This is a genomic window from Gammaproteobacteria bacterium, from assembly GCA_035546635.1.
Classification (GTDB): domain Bacteria; phylum Pseudomonadota; class Gammaproteobacteria; order JAURND01; family JAURND01; genus DASZWJ01.
Genome location: DASZWJ010000039.1, coordinates 13,727 through 39,129, shown reverse-complemented (window position 1 = coordinate 39,129; position 25,403 = coordinate 13,727). Strand labels below are relative to the sequence as shown.

Genomic DNA, 25,403 nt, shown 5'->3' with positions numbered 1-25,403 from the left:
AAACATAACGCCAAATATGGCTGTTAAACTTTAGGAATAAAAATAATGTCGATAGAAAAAAAAACCACGAATAAATCTCAAACTGAGGATCCCCTTGAATGTTACAAACAAGCCATACACCATGAAGAACAAGGAAAAATTCCTAAAGCCATCTTAAATATAAACAAACTTTTACGCATAGATCATAAACATAGATTAGGCATAAAAATGAGAGAAAAGCTTTTCTACGCACAGATTTCCAGTAGAAAAATGGATCTCCACAAAATGAAAAAAGCAGAACAAAGCATAGAAGAACATAGAAAATCTTTAAAAAATACCACACTATCGCAACTTGAACAATCCAGGCACCACAGACACATAGGCGATGGGTATTTAGCTTTAGCTCTCTATGGTGACCCAAATTTATGCAGATCTAATTACCATAACGCGCTATTGACGTATACTCATGCATTATCTTTAAATACTATAGATGCAACAATTTATTATGGCCGAGGCAAAGTATATTTCGACTTGCTGCAATATTATGATGCGCTACAAGACTTTACTAAAGCCATAGAAATTAATCCTGAAGAGGGACTTTTCTATAATATTCGATGTAATGTATATGTTTTTTTAGAAGAAGGCGACTTGGCCTTGCAGGATGCGCGGCTTGCACTAAAATATAACCCTAAACAAACCTATGCATTACAAGTTCTACATAAACTTGGAACTGATGAAGAAGTTATCTCCATTAGTTTAGCTATATTAGAAAAACAGCCAAACCATCAGGATGCTAAACATTTTTTTGAAAAAAAGATGGGTAAATCTTACGAAGCATATAAACAAGAAAAGGAGAAGCTGGCGAATATTCTTAACCGTTTTGGACTATTGGCTGTTCCACAGTTGAATTCAACTATTGCAGAATATGTCGTAGATAAAGCGCTACCTGATAAAATAAAATTAAGCTAAATACCGCCGTAAATATGAGAACACTAAAACACCCTATCAAAGAATATTAAAATGTTTTCAAGGCCTTAATCGATGTTCCGGCGTATATTATCAACACCAACTTGTTTTTGCCTGAGGGTAAGAACTGATGTGTTGGTCTGGTGTTAAAATGGTCAAATGATGTTTATGAGCCGTAGCTATGATTAGGCGGTCAGCAGGATCTCTGTGAATGGGGGGTAATTGCGTGGCATACACCGCAATTTCACTGTCTATGGGTAATTCGGTTAAGCCATGTAAATAGAAAGCTTTGCTTAACCATTCTTGGGGAGGCAAAGGCAACTCTATCAATTTTTTACTTACTTTTATTCCAATTTCAAAAGCGCTGATAGACGAAATAAATAATGCATTGGCATTATCACTGATTTCTTGGCGCACTTTTTGACTAAGGCTGTCTTGTTGAGTCACCAACCAAAGGAACGTACAAGTATCAAGCAATATCACATGCCATCCTCAATAGGCCACTCATCTTCAGTGAGGGGGGTAGCAGGATCATAGTGTATTTTAACGCCTTGTAGAATAGCATGTTGTTTCAACGGATCAATTTGTGATTTTTTAATAGGCACGATATCAGCGATAGGCTTACCATGACGACACACTCGAACTATCTCATTATGTTGCTCGATTTGTGCCAATAAATAAGACAGTTGGGTTTTTGCTTGGTGTGTATTGACAGTAATCATAAAAATCTCGCCCTGAAACATTTCAACTAAACTAAGTTTAGTTCATATATCATAGGTTGTCAATAATTAAGTTTTATCTGGACGCCAATAACTGAAAAGAGCCAGGTTTCTGTTTTTTCATTATACAAGCGCCTGATTTGGTAACCTTCAAAGATAGTTAGATCATTTTTCATATTTAAACCTATTTAAGTTTCTTTTAGACTAATAATAGAGAAGCCTGTCTATAACCACCAATAGTTGTCCAGAAATTTCCTCCTATCAAGTCAGTTGCCCCCAATCTTGCCCCCAAAAATAGCTGGCCATCAATAGATTCAGTTGGATTTCCTAGGACAAAAAAAAGGCCAAATCCCTTGTTTTTATTAGAGATTTGGCCTTGAGGGGGACGTTGTTGGATTTAAACTTGGTGGAGGCGGCGAGAATCGAACTCGCGTCCGCAAATCCTCTACCTTCGGTTCTACATGTGTAGCCGCATCTTTGAATTTAACAATTTGCTATCCGATGGGCAGGACAACAAACCACGAGCTTTCTAAGTTTTAACAGCTTAAATGAAAGCGCCTTAAGCTGCGATCTTATGAAAAATGACCGTTGGGAAAGGACTCATAAGCAAGTCCAGTCAACGGCACAACGCCGGTTATTAAGCGGCGACTGCGAAGTTTTCGTCGTTTGCGACTATAGTTTGTAACTCATTTTAACGAGTGAAGCTACCTACTCGACACGCTCTTTCAGGCTTTGCAATTCACGTCGAAACCATGTCGCCCCCTTCTACTCTAATTATAGAGGAAAACGGCGAACATCTCCAGGCTAATTTTTAAAAGGGTCGGAACTCAGTGAGTGTCCCCATAAAAACTCAATAGAAATGCCCCCTTGAAGGTATCCTTTGGTTTTCCATGCAAATCTCTCGTCCCCTCCCTTTGAGATAATCTGGCTCACCTGTTGCTAATTCATAAAATATTTCAATATCGCCGGCAGTGTGCACGATCAGCCAAATTTCTTTACCGTTCATGTCCAGCATTAAAAAACTACCAGATTCATCAAGGAGATAAAATTCTACAATTTGATATTGAGAACACAGGCTTTGCAACAGCAGCTATCCGAGGCACACATTTCTTCTTTTAAAAGAAATAGGTGCATCAAATAAATCCAAACGGTCATATAAGTATAAATACCATCTAACAATTGCAGCCGGCTTTTGAGAGAGAAAAAAGCGGCTCCCGCTGCTTCGTCCCATTTATTTTCATCGGTTCCACATAAATTGGCGAGCAGGGTTTTCGACTGCTGGCTATGCTTGCCGCCATCTAAATCAATATGGCGCTGGAAATAATAGATAAATGGTTGAAGTGAATACCGTTCATCAATAGTCAAGGAGGTGAGTTGCTGCAGAATCTGCGTAAACATAGGCGAGGTGATATGCTCGCGCCCAAAGGCAAACGCGCTCGCAATCATATGACTGTCTCCATCGATGATGTCAAATGTGTCCGTTAGAAAGCGTTTAGCCGGATTGGGTATATCATCTTGGGTGAGCAGCTGAGATAAATCGGCATTATGTTGTACGGAGTTAATAAAAGTGGTGATGCTTTGTGCATCGGCGCCGCAACACTGCATGGCGTCCAAATAAAGTTCGAAGTGGCTCAAGCAGCGGCCATCCGGCAAAAAATCGCTTTCTTCTTCTGCTAGCATGGTGTGAATCAAATGACAGCCCAGGTGATCTATGGGAGGTAACCATAACAGTGAGTTGCCGGTGAGACTGCGCTGTAGTGCTTGCAACAATGCCATAAAGTCGTAAACGGCAAATACATGGATCTGTGCAAAGCGGCGTAAGCGCTCAAGGGAAGTAATGGCGCTGAACGTCGGGTGCTCTTGAATTTTGTCAACTAGCGGTTGGGTGATCGTGAGAATATTTGATAATGACATGCGCGTGTATCCCTCTTCTGAATAAATCAGCTAGAGGGGTAAACTGGCGAGGAATGAAGACCGACAGCGAGGCGTATTGCTTTAGAGGGCGTTACGCCCCGCGATCAATCCACCCTCGGTCAGTTTACCCCGCCTATTGCACCTAAAACCGTTTTTCTTAAAACCCGCAACCTGCCACCTCGCCTCCCGAAGACATCAGGCGTTGAGGGTTGACTCAAGGGGCAGCGTGGTTTTGCCGCAGGCAGACAGCGGCCAGGGCAAAAGTTGGCTTTTAAAAAAGGGAAAAGGGTACAAAAAGGAATGCGACGCGTGTGCGTCATAGTGTAAAATAACATTTGTCTGATGAACCTCCTAGTTAGGTTTATCGGGAAGTGACCCCCCTCTGTGGGTCTGAACCACATGGGGGTTGCGCCTATTTATAAAAAATGGGCAAATGCTATTATCTGCTGAATATTTTTTGAAAGCAATACCTGCTTAAGGTTTCTTTAATTAATTCAATGCCCGCAACTTCTAGACTCTTTAAATGTAGCAATCCCTGCGCCCAGCCACAATCATGGCTGCTCCGAAGCGGAAATATTATGAACAAGCTTAAAAAATTACCCACATTTAAAAATAAAGCTGAAGAAAATCAATTTTAGCAAACCCATGATTCTCCTGACTACCTTGACTGGGCAAAGGCAAAGCGCGCGAGTTTCCCAAACTTAAAACCATCTCCTTCGTTTCAGAAAAGTTTAGCGCAAGTATCTTGAGGATCGTCGCTATTTGTTGAGATATTTTCGCTTTTTTTCTCACGCTCTTTAAGAAGTTCACGGAAAGAGGCTATATCATTGAGAAGATCACTCAAGAGCTTCGTGTTTGATGCCTGTTCCCCGCGTGTGGTTATAGCAAAATGAGCTAGAGCAAGTATAGCTCCAAAAATAATTATGGAGTTTCCTATTGTCGCAATCGAAGAATCGGTAATGCCACCGCCAGCAGTGAGTGTCGGGTAATACTTCAAAGCCAAGGCATAAAAATGATAAACCATCAATGTTACTTGGTCCTCTTTAATTCTATCATTCATCAAGCTTTGAAATTCGTTTAATAATGCCTGGCACTCCTGTGCAGATTGAGGCATTTCTTGGAACCTAATCTTGACTGGTAACATACTCTTGAAGTGTAATATCTTATCTGATATGTCTCCCCAACAAGCCATTAAACCTTCAGAGGACATATAATATTGATTTATTGTCGATGCGATTGGTCCAGGCAAATTACAATTGTCCTCAAAAATTCCTCGAATATATTCTATCTCTGCAAAAAATTCACCGGCTCGTTTTCTTACAAGTTTTTTTTCTTCAGTCATGTCGTTAACCTTTATTAGTGCAAAAAAAAGAAACTGAAATTTTATACCACTATGTTATCTGCCATGAGTGGATATAAAGCTTGATGCCTAATGCATCACAGTTTTCTTAATTTACAAACCTATTCGCTAATTTCTCTTGGGTAAATTCCGCTTCAATTCTTCACTTAAAAGTCCCAAATGACCATGAAAAAAATGGCTCACACCAGGCAGAAAAACGCACCTTACCGGCACCGATAATTTTTTTACCCAGGCTTTGACATCCGCCACCGGCACGATTTCATCGGCCTCTCCCATAATCAGCAACCAAGGGCAACGTACCTGATCGGCATCCCCAAAGTTTACATGGTTAACTGCCGGCGCAATGGTAATCAATTGTGCCACTTCCTCCGCTGCCGCAATCCGCATCGCCACATAACTGCCAAACGAAAACCCAGCCAACCAGATAGGTTGGTTAGGGTAATTCTTGCGCGCCCAGGCGGAGACTGCGCGTAAATCTTCCGTTTCTCCTATGCCCTCTGCATAACTGCCTTCACTTTTCCCCACACCACGAAAATTAAAACGCACTGTGTGCAACCCTAACTCGTGGAAAGTACGGGCAATAGTGGTAACGACCTTATTGTTCATGGCACCGCCGTATAACGGGTGGGGATGGCAGATGATACCAACTGCGGTAGATTCTTGCGTGTCTGGGGCGGAAATTAAGGCTTCAAGCTGTCCCGCGGGACCTGGAATAATGATGGGAGAATAGGTTACAAGCATTGGAGTCGCTCAGTGTTAATTTGTGAATTATTTCTTTTTCTAAATAATCTACGCAAATCCTTCTCCCCTTGTGGGAGAAGGATTGCATGTAGATACTTATATTTTTCTAAGAAGTCAAAGCCCCTTGCGTGCCGCCACCCCCGATTGCAGCACCAATACCCGCTCTTTCTCAAATCGTTCCAATCCCAATTCAATCAGCTTATCAATCAAACCACTATAAGTCATACCTGTCGCTACCCACATTTGCGGATACATACTAATTTGTGTAAACCCAGGAATGGTATTGGCTTCATTTAACACCGCGCGGCCATCTTGCATAAAGAAAAAATCCACCCGCGCCATACCAGAGCAGCCTAACACGACAAATGCCCGTTTAGCTAAATCTTGGATATTAGCGATGGCAGCGGCCGGCAAATTCGCAGGCATTTTTAACTCGGCGCCATCAGGATCTAAGTATTTTGCCTCATAGCTGTAAAATTCATGCTTGGGAATAATCTCACCAGGCAATGACGCCTTGGGTTCTTCATTACCTAATACCGCACACTCAATTTCGCGCCCGGGAATAAATTCTTCAATAATAATTTTCCGATCATATTGCTGCGCCAATTGTAATGCTTTAGCAAAATCATCGCGGTTTTTAACTTTGGATACACCGACTGAAGACCCGGTATTGGCCGGTTTGACAAATAACGGAGAACCCAGCTGCGCCACCACTTCATCATAATTAAGATTGGGTAAATCCAACTGCCGCACCGTTAGCCAACGCGCCACGGGAATATTTGCCGCCATTAATAAATGCTTAGTCACTTCCTTATCCATGCACACAGCGGAGCCTAAGGTCCCTGCACCGACATAGGGAATATTCGCCAATTCCAACAAACCCTGCAGCGTACCATCTTCACCATGCGCTCCATGCAATACCGGAAAAATCACATCCACTGCCAATGCTGCTTGTGATGCTTGCACAGTTAAAGGGTGTTCACTGCCAAAATTAAATACCAAACGCTGCCCCGCGACGGGTGTAGGCAAGGGTTGCATATCCGGGTTATTAAGGATTACTGCGGGAGAATCAAGCAACAACCATTCTCCTTGCAAAGTAATTAATATGGTGGAAATCTGATAACGATTGACATCTAGTGCCTGAATAATATTTTTAGCGGATTGTATGGATACTTCATGCTCGGCGGATTGGCCGCCGCATAATATAGCGATATGTTTTTTTTGGGGCATACTTTTCTCAAATTTGCGTTCTGTAGCGGGCTAATTGACGATAGACCCTAGTTAAAAAATACCAAAAAAATACAAGTATTTGGAGTTATATTTTTTTTCTGATTTATTCCATTTCTATTTTTAAACTAGCTATGGCTCTCCTACCATATGGCACTCTGGCTGTAAACTAACCCCCGTCTGCTCTTTTACCACTTGCTGCACATTTTCAATTAAATTTTCAATGTCAGCCGCTGTTGCCTCACCGCCATTAATAATAAAATTCGCATGCTTAGTTGACACCCACGCACCGCCGATTTTTTTCCCCTTTAAACCACAAGATTCAATTAACCTTCCCGCATAATCACCGGGTGGATTGCGAAATACTGAGCCACAACTGAATTCGCCAATCGGCTGGCTATCTCCACGTTTGCGCAATAATTCGCGGATGGCCTGATTAGCTTGTTGTTCATCCCCCAGCGGAAATTGAAAATGGCCGGCGACAAACCACTCATTGGCCGGACGTTTGACTTCGCGGTAGGCCACTTCAAAATCCTGTTTCAACCTTTTACGGATAACTCCCTCTCTATCGATGGTTTCCACCGCAGTCACATATGACCAGGTCTCACCATTAAACGCACCGGCATTCATGGCTAAAGCACCGCCTACCGTTCCAGGAATGCCGGCAAAAAAAGCGCCTTGCGCTAATTGGTGGCGGGCGCAGAATTTAGCTAATTTAGCGCAGGTGACGCCGGCTTCAGCACGGATAGTCTCCGGAGTCTGCAAACTCAGTTCTTTTATACAACCTTGGGTAAAAATCACCGTGCCGTTAATGCCGCCGTCACGGATCAAGACATTACTGCCAAGACCGAGCCAGACGATAGTTTCTGTGGGGGGTAATGTCGGTAGAAACGCGGCAAGATCAGCCAGATCGAAAGGCTTGTAAAAGCGCTTGGCCTTGCCGCCAACGTGCCAGGAAGTGTAGCCGGCTAGTGGCTCATCTTTCAGTAATACGCCACGCAAGGCTGGAGAGAGTTGTAGGTCTGACATGGAATGATCCTGTAGTAAATCCTAAGCTACCAACTGAAATTCCTTAGCCATCAATTTCGGCGCCACCCCCCCGACACTGCCTGCGCCTTGCGTCAACAACACATCACCAGCGCGCAGCTCTCGCGCAAGCACTTCCGGTAAATCATCCATATGCGGCACAAATACCGGCTCGCCTTCAGTATGTGATTGAATCGCCAAAAATAACGCAGCACCGTCAGCGCCGGATATCGGTGTTTCTCCCGCAGAATAGACGTCCAGCAAAATCAATTTATCGACCTCTTTGGTCAACACACTGACAAAATCCGTAAACAAATCCCGGGTGCGAGTATAACGGTGCGGCTGATACACCACCACCAAACGTCGCTCCGGCCAGGCTTGACGGATCGCCGCCCAAGTCGCTGCGATTTCACGCGGATGGTGACCATAATCATCAATCACCAACACCCCACCCTTGCCCACTGGTAGCTCACCGTAAATCTGCATTCTGCGACCTACGCCTGCGAATTTCTGCAACGCACGCGCAACTGCCTCTCCCGAAATACCTAATCGAAAAGCCACCGCTATTGCTGCTGTCGCATTTAAGACATTATGCGCACCTGGCAAATTCAGACTAACCACCACCTCCTCGCCATGGTGCGTATCACGCACTTTAAAATGCGTCTGAAAACCCTGCGGATCAAAATCCGTAATGCGGATTTCTGCCGCACTGTCAAAACCATAAGTCACTACCGGCCGGGTAATACGCGGCAATAATTCCCGGATCACCGGATCATCAATACAGACAATGGCCAAACCATCTTCAGGCAGCTGATGTAAAAATCGAATAAACGTATCGCACAAGCATTCGAAATCCCCGCCATAAGTTCCGAGGTGATCGGCATCGACATTGGTCACAATGGTGATTTTAGGATGTAAGAATAAAAACGAAGCGTCGCTCTCATCGGCTTCAGCGACAAAATATTCACTCGTGCCTAAATGCGCATTGGCGCCGGCGCTTTTTAATAAACCACCGATGACGAAAGTCGGATCTAATCCACCTTCGGTTAAGATAGAGGCAACTAAACTCGTGGTGGTAGTTTTACCGTGGGTGCCGGCAATAGCGATTCCATATTTGCTATGCATGAGCTCAGCCAGCATCTGCGCGCGTGCAATCACCGGAATATTCGCCAATCGCGCCGCAATGACTTCAGGGTTATCCTCAGCAATAGCGGTAGAAACCACCACTATTTCCGCCCCCAGGATATTTTGTGCTTTATGCTCGGGAAAAATTTTAGCGCCAAGACCGGAAAGCCGCTGCACCATGGCATTTTTACCCATGTCCGAGCCGCTGATTATATAGCCTTGGTGTAATAATACTTCGGCAATTCCTCCCATCCCTGCCCCGCCAATACCCACAAAGTGGATATGCCTTACATTTTCCAATAAAGATGTGGTCACAATTATCCCCTGAAATATGGTACAAAAAAGGTATATTGTACAGGGAGATACGAGGGCAGACAAATGAAAACACCCCGAAAAATGTAGGTATTTTACTTAAAATCCTGTCGAATTTTGTGACTTTTGCTACGGCTTATCCCCAAACAACCCATTCACTTTAGCGGCACAGATAAAATCATTTTCCGAAAGCCCGCCAATCGCATGCGTGCTATAGCGCACCAAACAATGCTGATAACCCACCTCAAGATCGGGATGATGATTTTCCTGATGCGCCAACCAAGCAACCGCATTCACAAAAGCCATCACCTGATAGAAATTCTTAAAAGTAAAATCCCGGGAAATTACTTGGCCTGTGCTATCCAGCTGCCAGCCCAACACTTGCCCCAATAAATTGTTAGCCTCCGAAAGCGTCAACGGCGCCACACCTCCTTCACAGGGAAGACATTTCTTCTGAGTTAAATCCGCCATTTGTTTTTCTCCAATAAGTGAAATGACTTAAGTGTAGAAGGATATCTCTGTACCAGCAATATAAACATGATTGCCATAATATTTTATTAATGATAGGCTTAACGAATTTCGTAGGCGCCAGAAGCAATCTCCATCTCTCTTGCGCTCAAGCTTTGCAGACACTTATAAGAAACCAGAGTAAGCGCACCTTACCCATCTGCCTTTAAAAGGAAAAGTTCATGTCTGTACTAAACACCCTAAAATCCCCTCTGGCATCAACAAGCCAATTTCGGCTGCACTCCAGCCTAACAGCATCGATTAACCTAAAAATTTTACTGAAGTCTTAAATTTCCTTCCAACATGGCTAAAGGAATTTTTATGAAGTAAATTTTTTTAACAACCCATAAGGACTCATATTTTTCAAAGAAACTTAAGTAACATATAAATAAACAAGAGAGTATAAACAAAAATAAATTTTACACTAAACTCCGAGGAATTATTTATGGAAGAAAAACAAAAAAATCCCCCACCATCGTCCCGCCCTGCTCCACCTCAATCATCAAGCTCGACAACCGACCATCAAATTAGTTTAGAGTTTTCGTCTATTTTAGAAAATTTTAAAACTTATCAAACACAAATTGCATCCCTAGAAGAAACCATTGAAACATCAAAAAAAGATCAAAAGTCTAAAACAAAAACCTTTCAAACTCTAAGAGCAACCAAAGAGCAACTAGCTTCATTACACCTGACATTTCTTACGAAATGTCAGAAGCTAAACTACCTAAAAGATCAACCAGAAGTTCCAATAACAGAAATAACTGAGGCAAGAGAGTATTTAAAGATAATACTCAACGCAAAAGACATTAAAAATAATAACCTCACAAAAAAAATTATTACAGACATTCATAATTTATATGTAACATTGCTTTCACAACTAAATCGCAACTTTCTACGATTAAAGAAAGATATAACAGTTACCAAAGACTCAATGCTAGAAGCTATTTTAGAACGTAATAATGCTATTACTTCATGCCTAACAACCTTAAGTCCAGAAAGTCATATCAAAGTTATTGAGGAAACTCAAGCTCAACAATTGCGAATGCTGATCCCATTATTGAAAAAATGTCTGTCTGAAAAACTATTCGATGGATGGAATTTCTCAGAAGATACAGATTTTACAAAAGCAGAAAATATTTCCCAACTGTTAGGTAGAATATCAACAGCTAAGATGTTTTTCGAAAAATCAACAAATTCATACGCAGTTATAAAGTTTACTTATTACGTCCAAATGGAAGAAATACTTAACAAACACCTTATTTTAATCAATTTTAATCCCAGTGATTTTGAGCTTAAACAAATAAAAAATACACTAAAAGATCTTAGTATTACTATTGGAGAAACTTTACAATTCCCCCCTAAGCAGGAAGAAGAGAGAGATAATTTTCTAAAAGAGTTAAGAAATTTACGCAGTAGAATTGCTGCATTCTTTTTCACTGAGTTGTATGCATTTTGCAGCAAACGCGGACTCACTATAACCACACTAGACGACCCAAATCCGACTCTAACCCTACAGGCTATTAGAGACGCAGTACATTCAGGCAATGTAACTAATCAATATGATGAATTATTGTCACACATAGATGCTGCTATAGCAGCAATTGATCAAATCAATTTATTTTTAGAAAAATCTATTAATGAGGATAAAAAAAATAAACCAACAGAAATATCTGATCCAGCGACCCCGTCACTCAAAAGCGAACCCACTCAAGAGCCAGATAAGAATCAGCCGAGTTTAGAATCAAAACTCAAAGAACCAACAACTGAACCAGCATCACAACCTAGTAGTGCAAGCTCTTCTTCTTCAACCATGCCATCAACTCCAATTACAATTAGCAATAGCACTCCTGCTCAAAGTGACAGTCTAAATCCCCCTTTAGGTTCAAATATAGAAATAGAAAATAAAATCACAATATCTTCCAGCGCTCCTTCTCCCGCAAGCAGCTCAATCACTTCATCAACCTCTACTTCAGAACTTCTAACTCCAAGGCAACCCACCCCACCTCTTACTATTACTATAGATGGCGATTCACAATCAACTTTAAGCCCTCTCCTTGGCTCAACAACTTTGCTACCACAATCACCCATCCCTCCCTCTGCATCACCTGCTACTCCACTTGCATCGACTCGCAATGGTGCTACATTCAGTTTGATCAGCCCTACCACTTCACCTGCAACAGCCCCTTCAACTCCAAGGTCACTTTTCCAGACACCCAAATCTCTCAGCTTTAGTAGCCGCGCACCTGATCTAAAACTTAGAGCTCCAATTAAAGAACAGAAGGAAAAAAAACAATCCGCAAAACCTTACCCAACCATTGCGGAACTAGAAAAAATTGTAGAAAAAAGCGATATTCTTATGCAGATACCCCAATCTACAGCTCACTGGAATAATGATTTTATAAACTTTTTGAAAGCCTGGAATAATGCCGAACTAGATGTTTTACCACAAACCTTAGAAATATTTGTAAGGCCGGGCGAAGCAGAATATCTTTATCCTCTATTAGACGCTAAAAACATAAAACTCCCAGAAAGCCATTGGCAAGAAACCAAAGACACAAATCAGGTTGATAACATGCCGGGATTTGTATCTCAATGTTTTACTGACTTATCTGCAGCATGCGAATCCGCGAACATCACACTCAAAATAACTAAAAATAATGTAGAAAACGAAAGTGAATTTAAGAGTAAAAAAGCGGCTATAGGAGATTTTTTAGAAAAAAACAAATCTAAAGTGCCATTGCCTGAAAACTATGAGAAAATAAAAGAACTGAAACGTACATTTGAACTTCTGATCCAGACTCAAAACTTGATCGTGACAACTCTCGAACAAAGCAGACAAAACTTAAGAACCATCTTAAAACTAGAATCTCATCAGGCGGTAGCGGATTCTAAAGTTTTATCAACATCACGCACAAGAACTTATTCTGATTTAGTTCAACTTAAAGACCTTGATAAAGCACAACAGCAGTTATCAGCTGAATTTAAAGCGATTAAGAAAATGCAAGACGGAACTTTAGCAAGAAAAAAATGGAAAGCGGATTTTGCTAAATTTTTATCCGAATGTGAGCAAGCAAAAATTGACATATTGCCTGATGCAAAAGCAAAGTTTGAAGATTATGAAATATTTTTCACTGCTTTTTTAAATGTCCGAGAAAAAAAAGTGAAAAGTTCTTCCCCCAGAGAAATACATCTTATCATGTTTGATTGCTGCAATGAACTATTAGCTATGGTCGCTAATGACCCACCAAGGATTGACTCCTACCTTGATTTTAAGCAAGCATTTAATTCAATAAAGAGAAACTTTACCAATCCTGTTTATGAATACAATGCGCAAGAAATTAATCTATTTCACATACTAACTTTGTTATTGACACTACGTGAAAACATTCCAACCACATTAGATCATGGCGCCGATGCTATTGCACACTTTATTACCATACAACCAAAGCCAACACCGAAAAAATATCCCACCCCAGAGGAACTACTCTCCAGCCTAGTTTTGCCTGATTTTAAAAAAACATCTGATCCTTCCAATCCAGAGGGTTCCTGGAAAAAACAATTTTATTATTTTGTTCACTCTCCTGTTTTTGAAAAAGTTAATGTAAAACCTTTAGCTTCTAAAATATTCCAAATCTACCCAGACATAGTATCTACTTATTTCTTTGAAGACCCTAAACAAAAGTCAACCGAAACTTTTGAATCACTTATTTATGATTGCAGCAATCATATCTTACAATTATTGGGGCTCCCTATAATTGATTTTGAAAATTACGACCATTTCAAATCTATATATATGGCTATAAAATCAAAAGTCCCATCCATTGCAGAAAAAAGGCTTGATGAAACAACAACAACGTCACTTTATGCAGAAATAGAAAGAGAGGAAGAAAGGCTAAAGGAAAAGGAACAACTCGAAACATGCCCTACACCTCCTCTTCTTTTAAAATCTTTAGATGCTCTTGTAACAACTTATGATAAAATTCTTCTGACCTTTCAATCCAGCTTCACTGTTCTGGATGAGATCAGGGAGCCTGTGAAAGCCCATTATGTTATTACAAAGGCAACGTCTGATGACCCTACGAATAAACAACGAGTTGTCAAACATCCAATTAGCTCAAGCTATGGCCAATTGATATCCATTAGTTTACCCACTGCACCTGTTACTGAAGAGTATACTAAGGATCATGTAGATCTTTTTAATGCCATTTTTTACATAACGGACAACTTTCCAAAAGTCTTTGAAAAACTAAATGAAATGCAGACTAAAAAGCAGATTAATTTTATTATTGAAGTTTTGAAATACGCTATTACAGAACACAATGAAAAAGTAACCAGTGCAATATTTAGCTATTTAGATGGAACATTACGCGAACCCCAATTAACTCGAACAAAAAAAGATCTATATCAATTTGCAATTGAAGCTCAGCAAAGTGGTGTTAATAAAGCCGCAAAATTAATATCTGTAGCCTGCAAACCTGCAGACATTAAAAGGGCTAAAACTCCTAAACCCTCTGCAGTTATAACCACTCCTCGTACACCCACTAAATCTCCACCAAGTGGAAGTGGGAAGGGGAGTACAAGTACAAGTACAAGTACAAGTACAAGTACAAACGTTACCCCTAATTCAACTCCAACAAAAAGAAAATAAATTTACAAAATTAGCTCACGATTAAAAGTAAAATCTTTACAATTTCATAAGATTATTGTAGCCACTAATCGACTATATCACTTTGTCAGTGATGCCAGAATGACATAGTGGGTGAGCAATGACAGAATATTTTCATAATTAAAAAAATTATAACTAACGTAAAGAGGTAATCATGTCATCACCAGAAAAAAAAGAATCAAAACCTGACTTCTCAAAAAATTATCTCGAAGTAACCAAAGCCATTGAAAAATTTCAAACAACTTATAAAGAATTACTGCAAGTAAGCTCATTACCTTCAGATGAGGAAATAGCAAAAAGAACGGCAAAACTGGTTTATATTTATAATGAATTTTTGCTGGTCTGCGTCAGGCATGGTTTTATACCAGTAGCTGACAAACCAAAAATATCAGAACCTGCGGCAGCCAACACTTATTTGACAAAATTCTCAGACTTCTTAAAAGATCCAGATAACGCAGAATCTTCACTGCTTAAAGACATTATAGGAATCACAAAATCTTTAATCAATTATCATAGCCGGTTGCAATATTACTGCACAAAATGCAGCTGGAATCCAGACAAAGTTTTTCCTCAGGATAAAAAAGATTCCTCCGAGAAAGAAACCCGTCAAGAACCTTTAACTATACCAAAAAGAATTGAAACCATTCGAAAGTTTTATACCGACATATTGGATTTTCTAGATACCGAACCCAAAGAGAAGGAAAGAACCCGGCATTTAGTACATAAATTTCCGTCATACCAACAACAATATTTTGATATCCTTAAAAGCTGTGCACGTATCGAACATCTGCTAGACAGTTCATTTGCTTTATATCTATACAGATTTCTTGATCCAAAAATTTTAACTGAACGAGTGCCCAATTTTTTAAAGGATGTTAAAAAGAAGTCAGGTAAAATTAGCCAGCATGCAGATTTGGTCAATGTGATTCTGCATATGTCAAACATGTATTTGGTGTTGCTTGATTTTTTAAAGCCCTGGCTAGACAAAAGAGCTAAGAATTCTCCTGCTGAATCTAAGATTCCACCAGAAAGCATTCTTAAAATTACCACGCAATGCACCGAGATAATTGAGGCAGTAACTATACTAAGAGAGTTTATTTCACAAAAATATCCAACCACTCAATTTCAATCTTTTGAACAGCTAGAGCGAGCTTGGCAGTCGAAAAACCCACCGCAGGGTAAGGACAAAAAACTTGTCAGCATGGACCCTGATCCCATCGGAGCGATAGGAGAGCTTCGATTTGTCTTAGCACTAGCTCAACCCTATGTATACCAGAATTTTAATTTTATTACAAAAACTCAATTTTTAGATATTCATATAGCTGTATTTTTTAAAAATTTCACCACCTCTTCACTAAATACAGAAAAATCACTACAAGAAAAAGTTCTACCAGCAGGGATATTTACGCTGCATTCTCACATCCATCAAGCCCTAGAAAATTATCTCTCCTTATTTAGTCATAGAAATTTGGAAGCTGAAACACTTCACACAGAAAGCAAACATAAATCCATTGCGCGCTCATCATCGGATAGAGAACCTACTCTCGATCTCACTAGTAGAGAGAAATTTCCAACAATGATTACTCTAACAGGCGATTACAAAAAATATGAAAAGTGCCTCGATTCAACAAAAAATATTTTGTCAAGCATAATACAAGATACATCAAAAGTAATTTCATTAGAAGATCTTGGCCAACATCTACGTAATTTAATTTCTCTTTGTACGTTTGCTGGGGTCAATATATCAAAAATATTACAAGACAAATTTAAGCTCCATCATGCCTATGTCACCCATACATTCATCGATTTACAATTACTTAGAGAAATTACAATAGAACCTCTGGATAGACTTATCGGCAACGTTATTGATGCTTTTATTGCAAATAGTTACAAACTAGCGCCTCCACAGATTGTAATGCCCATATCTCTTCAAAAGAAATCAGAAAATTTTCTTACATACCTTCAAACAGAAGCTACTCAAAAAATCACCGATCAATTACCATTACTAGCCACATTGCGAAATATAATTTTAACCTTGAGAGAGTTGGAAAATCATGTAACCACATCAATTGAGTATCTACAAAGTGCATTTATTAAAATTATAGAAGGCAAGGCGCTTAAGCTTCATGCTGCTCTAAAATCAAATATTTCAACTCCCCTCGATCAAGAAGATGATGCAGTTATCACTGAAGCATTAAAGCTGGCTATTTTCCTTAATGAAGAGGAAATAGCTTTTGCTTTACTTAACCATACTTTAGAGAAATACTGTAAAGATCAAAATACACTTGTGGTAAGTTCAAGTTCAAGTTCAAGTTCAAGTTCAAGTTCAACACTATCCTATCCAGTAATACCGATATCTTCACCTGCTTCTATTCTGCTATCTGAAAAACTAGAAGCATTTACAAGTCTAATCCTCGATCATATAGACCATTTGACCGTGGAAAATCCCGTTTCTCAACAAATTCTTTGTTTTCTAAAACCATCTATATTAACTTCACCTTGGCTATCTAAAACTACATCTATAACATCTTTGCCGGTACTTGATGTTAAATCTTCCGGCAAGCTTGCCTCAGAACTTTATAACAAGATATTGTTAGGTGACGACTTAGCAATTATTTTAGCTCCATATATTCAGGATAACCTTAAAATAGGAGCATTATTACAACACTGCATAATTTCAAAAAATGACAAAAGAACAGCTGCTGAAGTTTACGATTTTTTGATTAAACAAACTGATTTAATTTGGAACAACAAGACAGGGGCTACTGCTGTTCATTTATTAAATGAATATATTAAAAGTACATTTGAATTTTCAGATAAAAATCCAGCTGCAAAACTTTTTGTGGGACATGTTGAAACTATTTCAGGTCGAAGACGAAGGGTCTCGACTTCTGCTTCATACTTAGGTAGCTCAGTGACTTTCCCCTATAGTAGCGGTGGTAGCAGCTCAAGTACTAGCAATAGCAGCACACTCAGCAATAGTAGCAGCGATAGCAGTACCCTCAGCAGTAGTAGCTCAAATAGTAGTGATAGCACCGCCAGCAGTAGTAGTTCAACCAACGTCGAAAGCAGCACCAGCACTAATAACAGCATCACTCCCAGCAGTAGCCCCAGCACCAGTAGTGAATGATTAGTAACTTTCCAAGGATAAGAAAGAGAACTTACCAGGAAAAATAACTTTGTCATTCAGGTCCCCGCGAAGGCGGGGACCTGAATGACAAACCTTGTTATGTATAAACTCATGACATGGATGCCGGGACGACGTGCTGATATGAGATGTGAGCAGTCATTAAATTAACTCTTAGCATCCTTCGCCTCATTCAATCACCCCCCCACCCAAACAAACCTCTCCCTGATAAAAAACCACCGACTGCCCCTCTGTCACCGCCCATTGCGGCTCAAAAAACTCCACCTGCAAATAATCCTCACCCAATTGCCTGACCATACAAGCCGCATCACGCTGTCGATACCGAGTTTTCGCCGCACATTGCAGCGGAAAAGGCGGCGCATGACCCAACACCCAATGCATTTGCCGACACTGCAAAACTTTAGTCAACAACCGCGGATGCTCATGCCCCTGCCCCACAATCAGCGTATTTCGCGCAATATCTTTAGCTACCACATACCAAGGATCCGCTTTAGCATCTTGCCTACCCCCTATCCCCAAACCTTGCCGCTGCCCCAAAGTATAAAACATCAAACCACTATGCCGCCCAATCACTTTCCCACTGTCATTTTCGATATTACCAGGCCGCGCCAACAGATATTCACCCAGAAAATCCTTAAATTTGCGCTCCCCGATAAAACAAATCCCGGTACTGTCTTTTTTCGCATGATTAGCAAGACCGGCAGCTTGCGCCATGGCTCGCACCGCCGGCTTTTCCAGCTCGCCCAGCGGAAACAGACTCCGCGCCAACTGCGATTGCTGCAGCGTATATAAAAAATAACTTTGGTCTTTGTTAGCATCCAGACCTTTCTGCAATTGATATTGCCCATCCTTGCGCACACAGCGCGCATAATGCCCCGTGGCGATAAACTCAGCACCTTGAGAGATCGCATAATCCAGAAAGGCTTTAAATTTGATTTCTTTGTTACACAAAATATCAGGATTGGGCGTGCGGCCTTTGGCATATTCATCGAGGAAATGCTGGAACACTCGCTCCCAGTACTCCTTAGCAAAGCGCACGGTCTGCAATGGGATATCTAGACGCTCACAAACCATTTTAGCATCTAGGAAATCTTGGTTGGCGCTGCAGAATGGATCTTGATTGTCTTGATCCCAGTTTTGCATAAATACGCCATGGACGTCATAACCTTGTTGACACAAAAGAATAGCAGCGACAGAGGAATCCACGCCACCGGATAGGCCGACTATGATTTTGGGCTTACTTACCAAGGGTCATTCTACGCTTAATTTGAGGGTTTCAATCACCTGCAGAGGCAATTCTGACAAAGAAGCCACCTCCTCTGCCGACAGACCTTTTGCTAACAACCTGCGTGCCATAGCGTATTTAATTTCTCTCTGCCCTTCTTCCCATCCTTGTTCTCGTCCTTGTTCTAACCCTTGTTCTAAACCTCTTTCAAACCCCAAGGCAATACCCTGATCTTGGCCAGATTTATAGGCATCTCCCACCAGTGTTTTTTCGATGCTGATTGCATCCCAATAACGATCATAAGCCGCCAATTCTGCTGGTGAATACGCTGTTTCCTCAGCTAGCGCCACAGCCTCTTGTATTTCAGGCGCCTCCAGCCATTCCAACGGCACTTGGTTAACCTTTTCATTTAATTCAGACATAAAGCGCAACCATAACACCTGCAGTTTCTTCTCGCGCAAATTTTGGGTTTTGAATTTGGGCAGTTCAATAAATATTAACTGTAAATCTTTGATTTCAGTGCGTGGGCTTTTGACATTTACGATTTTATAATGATGGTACCAATCGTTAGTATCTGGCTCAAAAATTGTATTGATGAGGCCTAAACCATAGACCGGCTTTAACAAATGGTAATGCTCACCTTTCTCCAACTGGTTAACATAAGCCTTACTAGCATTGAACAGCATGCGTTGTTTAAAACTGGTCGTCCATTGAATTTGCATTTCAACGATAAACACTCGCCCTTTTTGATCGGTGCAGCGCACATCAACCACGGTGTACTTAAATGCAGGTATCACCGGCGCTTGCTCATTCGACAAATATTCCAGGCTGTCAATTAAACCATCTTCGGGCAATGGCAACACGGCATTGAGAAAACTTTTCAATAAATGTGGGTGTTGGCCAAAGATTTTCTTGAAAACAATGTCCGTTTTTGGATCGAGGTATTTTGACATGGTGGCTCCTTGGTGAAGATTAACCATAGCAAAAAGCAGGCGGTTCAGCAACCTAGTAACCTAGAATATATCTCATAATCAGTGAGGATCTAATTCAACTGGCAGGTTAATCTTTGTATTCTTGTAGATTCACCCCTGACAGGAAGAGGTGATGAAAGCGTGCGTCGTTTACTTTCAAAATTATGACTTAGAATCAAATATTTTGCAGTTTCATTTCCTTCCTTAGATTTGGCAATTAAAAAATCTAATATCTCTTGCTTTTGTAAATCCACTTGTAATTTTCTTGAGGGGCTGAAGATACCTTGTCTAGGTTTTTGTCTTTCAGTTAAATGCGCTGAAATTAGAATTGCTGCTGTAGAAATATTTTCACTCACTGCTTGTTTAAGCGCTTTTATAAGTAATTTATCACTAAAATTATTTAACTCCACTCTTCTATCACGGACATTTAACATTCCGAGAATATGACGAATGTTATCTTTAGTAAGCGTATCTACGATAGTCGATTTTAATTCAAAGATTTCTTCGTCTTCATCATCTTCAAGCCATCCAGGAAACATTGAATTATCATAAATTAAATCCATTTTTCTCAATTTATCAGGTAACTTATTGTACATTGGTATAATTGCGCCGGCAGCAGCCTCTATAAAATCAAGCGTCTTATGCAGCCTTTCATCTTTATCTGCACTTTTTATTCTTGCTATTTCTTCTTTAATAAATTTAACTGAATAAATGTTTCTAATAGATTTTTTATCCGGTTTAATTGGCAATCCCAACACTTCATTTGGCTCAATAGGCAATAACTTCGCTTGCCTGCAAGCTTCAAAAAATTTATGATATAAATACTTTATAGATTTTTTAAAATCTTTTATCCCTGTTTTCTCTGCATCTACTGGATATTTTTCAATAAATTTTTCGGTATCACTCAAAAGCTCGCATTTATCTTTAAACAAATAAAATACCTGCACAATATTTTCAAATTCTCTAAATTCTTTAGGATATTTTTTAGATTCTTGAGGCGTATTTTTAAAATGCTTTTTTTCTTGATAAGATATAATTACTTCCGTTACTTTTAGAAGAGCAGCAATTTCTTCAGGCTGAGCAGAAGAAATCCCTTCTTTTTTCTGAAAAAGTTCAAGTTTTTTCGAAATTGCATCTAAAGCAGAATTCAAACTTTCCCCAGAAATTTCAGAATTCAAAAAAGAAATGGGATACTTAATTAACTTAATCTTTCTACATTCTTTCAGAAAATATTTCAGATCTCTTTCGATATCTACTATTGAAATTTTTGTATGATTCAAAGATCTTAAAATAGCTTCAGCAAGATCAGATATCGTACGCAGTTGATTGAGATAAGACGTTTCAGCTTTGACATCAGACATAAATTTTACCAAAAAATAGGGATGAAAATTTGTCCTATGGTTTTTAATGTTACTTAGGTGCTATCTTACAGATTATCTAGTGTTTTGATTACGCCAGCTGGAAGAAAACCCAAGTATTGGAGCTTATAGTATGCCTATGGTTTCTTAAAGGAATATTAATAATAATTAAGAAAAAATTTTCTGTCTCTGTAGGTGACAAAAATTAAGAGTACGTTATTAGGAGGGATGGTATGAAGATAACTCGCTGATTTTAATAAAAAATCATATAATCTTTTCGACCAAGAAAGGAGATTCTATGAATAATAAAAATAAAACCAGCGAGTTAGTAAGCATTTTAGGACAAGAATTAAAATGGAACAAGGCAAGATTGATCTGCTTTAGTTTGATGATATTGGCACTGCTAGCATCACGCACGATTAGTCTGTACAAGATGGCAGTAGTCATTGATAGCCAAGCGCAGCAAACATCGCGTTATAGGCGATTAAAACGCTTTTTTAGCGGGTTTAGTATTGATGGGATTGTTATTGCGCGATTGATATTTAAGTGGTTTTCTTTTTCTGGAAAAAAACTCTATTTGACGATAGATAGAACAAATTGGTTTCGAGGTAAGGCAAAAATTAACGTGTTTACATTGGCAATAGCCTATGAAGGCATAGCGATTCCTTTATTTTGGCAACTATTACCAAAGGCGGGGAATGCTTCCGCTAAAGAGCACATTTCCTTGGCAGAACGATTTATTAGTGTATTTGGAAGTAAGGATATTATAGGTGTTTTGGGAGATAGAGAATTTGCTAGTAAAGCATTCTTTAAATGGTTAAATAAGGAAAAAATTGCGTTTTATATTCGCATTAAAGAAGGAAGTCAGGTGAATATCAAAGGCAAAAAATGGGTGAAAGCTAAAAAAATTTTCAATCATTTAAATCTTAAAGAAAAGTCTATTTTTATGATGAGAATTAACCTGTGGGATAATACCTCGGTGTTTTTAGCAGGTTCTCGCTCAGAGCGAGGAGAATTAATGATTGTGGCCACCAACCAAAGCCCTAAGAATGCTATTGCGATTTATCTGTGGCGCTGGGAAATCGAATCATTATTTCAAAGTCTCAAAGGCCGTGGATTTCATTTTGAGGAAACCCACATAACAGCGCTAGATCGCCTAGAAAAAGTGATGGCCCTGTTAGCATTGACATTTTGTTGGGCACATAAAGTGGGCGAATGGCGAGCGATACAAAAACCTATTCCAATCAATCGTTATAAAAATAGCCAAAGACCGCAATGTAGCTATTTTCGATACGGGCTAGATTTGCTACAAGAAGTTGTTTTTAAAGGTAATTTACAAGTGAAAAAAATTTGGAAATCTTGTTTGCAGCTAATTATGAGTACGCCAACACATACTCATATGCAGGTGGCTTTATGATTTTTGTCACCTACAGAGATTTTTTAACTTTGCAAACTGAATCTTAATACTATTTTAATAAATATCATTCAAACTACAAAAAAATATTCTTGCGCAAATTTCATATTTAACATCCATAGTTGTTTAATTAAGTATTTTTGCGTGCACTTAATACTCACACTAGGAAAATTTAATACAGGACAAATTTTTATCTAACTATAGAGAAAATATTTATGTCAGGCGAAAGAACTCCATCATCAACTCCGAATTTAGAACCATCTGCATCCTTAGTTAGCACAGTAACTTCTGATATTAAAGATACCCTTAATTACCAAACACTATATGGGTCTTTATTAGATTTTTCTAAAAAAATTGAAAATCTTCCTAGTAAAGAAAATTTTGAAGAATTTTTAAAATACTGCGAACAATCTGATTTATTTAAATGGAAAAAAAATACGCAAGATATCAGCAAAAAGATTACAGATGTAATGAAGTCTGCTAATGAAAAGTTAAAGTTTTTAGAGCCTGGAGTTCCAAATAAAGAAACAAAACCCGCAAGTAAACATGACATAGTCTTATTATTACTAAAAATCTTACACAAGCTTGCTGAAAGTGAACCGAAAAATACTGACAAAAAATCAAAGGAATCCACTGAAACTTCGAAAGAAACTACCGAAATTTCTCAAGAATTACTTGAAAATATTCTAAGCAGTATTAAGGCATTTAAAGAATACAGACAAAAAACTTTTGATAAAGCTCTAGAGGGTCATGTAGATCCACAATCCTACAAACTAAAAATTAAATATGCCGAATTTCTAGCATACTGCTTTAATTCTGGCCTAATATTAGATATGCCAAAAACATACCCAACTCAAGCTGAAGCACGCAGTTTTTTAACGCAAATTCAAATGAGTTCTACCCCAACCCTATGGAATTTAATTCAAAAAGGAGCTGAAGAGATTACTGAACTCTATTGTAACCTCGATGAACACGAGAAAAATTTAAAGTTCATAGCAGTAACATCTAAAGCAATTAAAGAAGCTCAAAAACATGATCTATCTCTTTCATTGTCACTAGATAAATATAAAATAAATCTTAGTAATGACGAGGAACTTCAAAAAATACTAAAGTCCATTACGGAAGATTTAAAAGAATTTTTACTGGGACTTAAACAGGATGGATTATTTCCTACTGCCTTTGAGAGCGAAGATAAAAAAACTTTATCAGATGAAGCATTCGTATCTTCAGCAATAGAAAAAATCAGAGAAATTATAGGTTCATCTAAGAAAGCACCTCCACTATTGCTAAATTTATATGAACAAATTCAGCTGATTTTTAATAAATTCGAATTGATGTCATCAGGGCATAAACTTATTGATGAAGAAATTAATAAGTTTAGGGATACCATTGGTACTCTGATTGATCAATATAGGAATATTAATGGAAATAGGATCCACAATTTATCAAAATCAGAACCAGACTCATTATTAGATAAACCGGTAGAATCAGAATTACTATTAAAAAAACTTACTGTTGATATTAAAGCAGCTTATAGGGGGTTGTTAAATTTTTGCTTTGATACCTTATTTCCATTCTGTATCAGTCAAGATTTTCTTCCCAGTGACTACCATTTGAAAATGGATTTAAATGAATGTTTTTCGACGATCAAAGTCCTGTTGTCTAATATAGAGGGTACAGAAGATGATTATCCAGAAATGAGAAATAGCATAGACGTAGTTATAGAGACAATCTCGCAAGCTGAATCTTTTCTTAAAGACCCTAAAAAATGTATACCTGAAGAAGCTAAACAAACTGCCCCTTCTTCTTCTAGTTCAAGTTCAAGCTCAAGCCCAAGTTCCATATATGTTACGGAAACTACTTCTCCTCCTGCACGAGGGACAAGCGCTTTAGATATCCTGCCAATATCGGATTCTCCACAACAAAACCCGCCAATACCTACTGGTGATGTTAAAATAAAACTCTCTAATAATTATCCAACCGTTGAAAGTCTTAAGCAGGTTGTTGATGCACTTAAGACCTTAGGTGAACAATTAAAAATCGTGGAACAGCTTACAAGAAAAAGAGACACTAATGCTAAGGCCTTGTTTGAGAAACAGGTTTTACTCTATTATCAACGCAATTTCAAAGACATTTGTTCGACGGCTGGTATTGATGGACTTCCAGATTTAAAGGAACCGAGTAGTCGGTATAAGCAAAAGCTCCAATTATATGCCCTGAGATGCTACAAAGATTTAATGGCAATAAGTGCGGGTCTAAGTATTATTCCTCCTGTTCAGCTGCAATCAAAACCAACATATTCTGAAGTTAAGCAAGCATTTGAAAAGCTTATAGATAAACTATATACACTTGGTCATGAAAAAAATTCACAGATTGCAAAAATATCTGCTACATTTAGAGAGCTCGAGTCACTCCTGTTTTCAATGCCTGAAACACTGACAAGGTTTCAAAAAGCTTATCAACATGCTTGCAATATACAACCCAAGAAAGAATCACCCACCGCAACAACACCCCCCCTAGGAACGCCGGTAAATTTTCAATTTAGCACTATTATACCTGCAGCTAACAGCAAACGAGAAAGGGTATTAGAGAAAAAGCTTGAAAGAAGAGATTCACAGGAAGTTAAAAAAGCGGGCGGTTTACGACCACTGCCTACCTCTCCATCGGAGAAAGAATCGGTGGAAACAAATCTACTTGGAGAAGTCACAGCCTTACTAAACTTAACTCAACCACCAAGCTAACATT

Annotated in this window: 17 protein-coding genes and 1 other RNA gene; 5 read left to right on the top strand and 13 right to left on the bottom strand. The window is 39.1% G+C overall.

Annotated elements, in window-relative coordinates:
* The first annotated feature begins 45 nt into the window (after positions 1–45).
* On the top strand, positions 46–948 hold the full coding sequence (locus VHE99_10925; protein ID HVV69520.1) for a tetratricopeptide repeat protein: 903 nt from the start codon (positions 46–48) through the stop codon (positions 946–948).
* A 90-nt stretch (positions 949–1,038) separates the two neighbouring features.
* On the opposite strand, the gene VHE99_10920 is transcribed toward VHE99_10925, so the two are convergent.
* The 10 genes from VHE99_10920 to VHE99_10875 form a co-directional block, all read right to left on the bottom strand.
* Positions 1,039–1,428, bottom strand: a complete 390-nt coding sequence (locus VHE99_10920) for a type II toxin-antitoxin system VapC family toxin (GenBank protein ID HVV69519.1) — start codon at positions 1,426–1,428, stop codon at positions 1,039–1,041.
* A complete protein-coding gene (locus VHE99_10915; GenBank protein HVV69518.1) occupies positions 1,425–1,667 on the bottom strand; it encodes a type II toxin-antitoxin system prevent-host-death family antitoxin in 243 nt (80 codons plus the stop codon). Before VHE99_10915 ends, VHE99_10920 begins: the two co-directional genes overlap by 4 nt.
* 401 nt (positions 1,668–2,068) lie before the next feature.
* Positions 2,069–2,427, bottom strand: a transfer-messenger RNA (tmRNA) gene (ssrA, locus tag VHE99_10910).
* 287 nt (positions 2,428–2,714) lie between these two features.
* Entirely contained in the window at positions 2,715–3,578 is an 864-nt protein-coding gene (locus VHE99_10905; GenBank protein HVV69517.1) for a DUF3050 domain-containing protein, read from the bottom strand.
* A 721-nt stretch (positions 3,579–4,299) separates the two neighbouring features.
* Complete coding sequence (locus VHE99_10900; protein ID HVV69516.1) at positions 4,300–4,920, bottom strand: hypothetical protein; 621 nt, start codon at positions 4,918–4,920, stop codon at positions 4,300–4,302.
* 126 nt (positions 4,921–5,046) lie between these two features.
* Positions 5,047–5,679 carry an alpha/beta fold hydrolase gene (locus VHE99_10895; protein HVV69515.1) on the bottom strand — a complete coding sequence of 211 codons (633 nt, stop codon included), beginning with the start codon at positions 5,677–5,679 and terminating at the stop codon, positions 5,047–5,049.
* Positions 5,680–5,793: 114 nt separating this feature from the next.
* Positions 5,794–6,909 carry a D-alanine--D-alanine ligase family protein gene (locus VHE99_10890; GenBank protein HVV69514.1) on the bottom strand — a complete coding sequence of 372 codons (1,116 nt, stop codon included), beginning with the start codon at positions 6,907–6,909 and terminating at the stop codon, positions 5,794–5,796.
* A 129-nt stretch (positions 6,910–7,038) separates the two neighbouring features.
* Positions 7,039–7,935: a UDP-N-acetylmuramate dehydrogenase gene (gene murB, locus VHE99_10885; GenBank protein HVV69513.1), complete on the bottom strand. Its 897-nt coding sequence runs from the start codon at positions 7,933–7,935 to the stop codon at positions 7,039–7,041.
* Positions 7,936–7,956: 21 nt separating this feature from the next.
* Positions 7,957–9,372 carry a UDP-N-acetylmuramate--L-alanine ligase gene (gene murC / locus VHE99_10880; GenBank protein ID HVV69512.1) on the bottom strand — a complete coding sequence of 472 codons (1,416 nt, stop codon included), beginning with the start codon at positions 9,370–9,372 and terminating at the stop codon, positions 7,957–7,959.
* 126 nt (positions 9,373–9,498) lie between these two features.
* Positions 9,499–9,840 (bottom strand): 4a-hydroxytetrahydrobiopterin dehydratase, encoded by a 342-nt coding sequence (locus VHE99_10875; protein ID HVV69511.1) that lies wholly within the window; start codon positions 9,838–9,840, stop codon positions 9,499–9,501.
* Between the two features lie 481 nt (positions 9,841–10,321).
* Between VHE99_10875 and VHE99_10870 the strand changes: the two genes are divergently transcribed.
* Together VHE99_10870 and VHE99_10865 are read left to right on the top strand one after the other, a co-directional pair.
* Positions 10,322–14,524, top strand: a complete 4,203-nt coding sequence (locus tag VHE99_10870; protein HVV69510.1) for a hypothetical protein — start codon at positions 10,322–10,324, stop codon at positions 14,522–14,524.
* Between the two features lie 172 nt (positions 14,525–14,696).
* Positions 14,697–17,672 (top strand): hypothetical protein, encoded by a 2,976-nt coding sequence (locus VHE99_10865; GenBank protein HVV69509.1) that lies wholly within the window; start codon positions 14,697–14,699, stop codon positions 17,670–17,672.
* 186 nt (positions 17,673–17,858) lie between these two features.
* Here the strand turns inward: VHE99_10865 and mnmA are convergent, their stop codons facing one another.
* The 3 genes from mnmA to VHE99_10850 all read right to left on the bottom strand — a co-directional run bounded on the left by mnmA (position 17,859) and on the right by VHE99_10850 (position 21,247).
* A complete protein-coding gene (gene mnmA / locus VHE99_10860) occupies positions 17,859–18,938 on the bottom strand; it encodes a tRNA 2-thiouridine(34) synthase MnmA (GenBank protein HVV69508.1) in 1,080 nt (359 codons plus the stop codon).
* Positions 18,939–18,941: 3 nt separating this feature from the next.
* A complete protein-coding gene (locus tag VHE99_10855) occupies positions 18,942–19,868 on the bottom strand; it encodes an Rpn family recombination-promoting nuclease/putative transposase (GenBank protein ID HVV69507.1) in 927 nt (308 codons plus the stop codon).
* 89 nt (positions 19,869–19,957) lie between these two features.
* Positions 19,958–21,247: a hypothetical protein gene (locus VHE99_10850; GenBank protein ID HVV69506.1), complete on the bottom strand. Its 1,290-nt coding sequence runs from the start codon at positions 21,245–21,247 to the stop codon at positions 19,958–19,960.
* Between the two features lie 295 nt (positions 21,248–21,542).
* Here VHE99_10850 and VHE99_10845 point away from each other — a divergent pair, with 295 nt between their 5' ends.
* Positions 21,543–22,661: an IS4 family transposase gene (locus VHE99_10845; GenBank protein ID HVV69505.1), complete on the top strand. Its 1,119-nt coding sequence runs from the start codon at positions 21,543–21,545 to the stop codon at positions 22,659–22,661.
* 212 nt (positions 22,662–22,873) lie between these two features.
* Positions 22,874–25,399 (top strand): hypothetical protein, encoded by a 2,526-nt coding sequence (locus tag VHE99_10840; protein ID HVV69504.1) that lies wholly within the window; start codon positions 22,874–22,876, stop codon positions 25,397–25,399.
* The last annotated feature ends 4 nt before the right edge of the window (positions 25,400–25,403 follow it).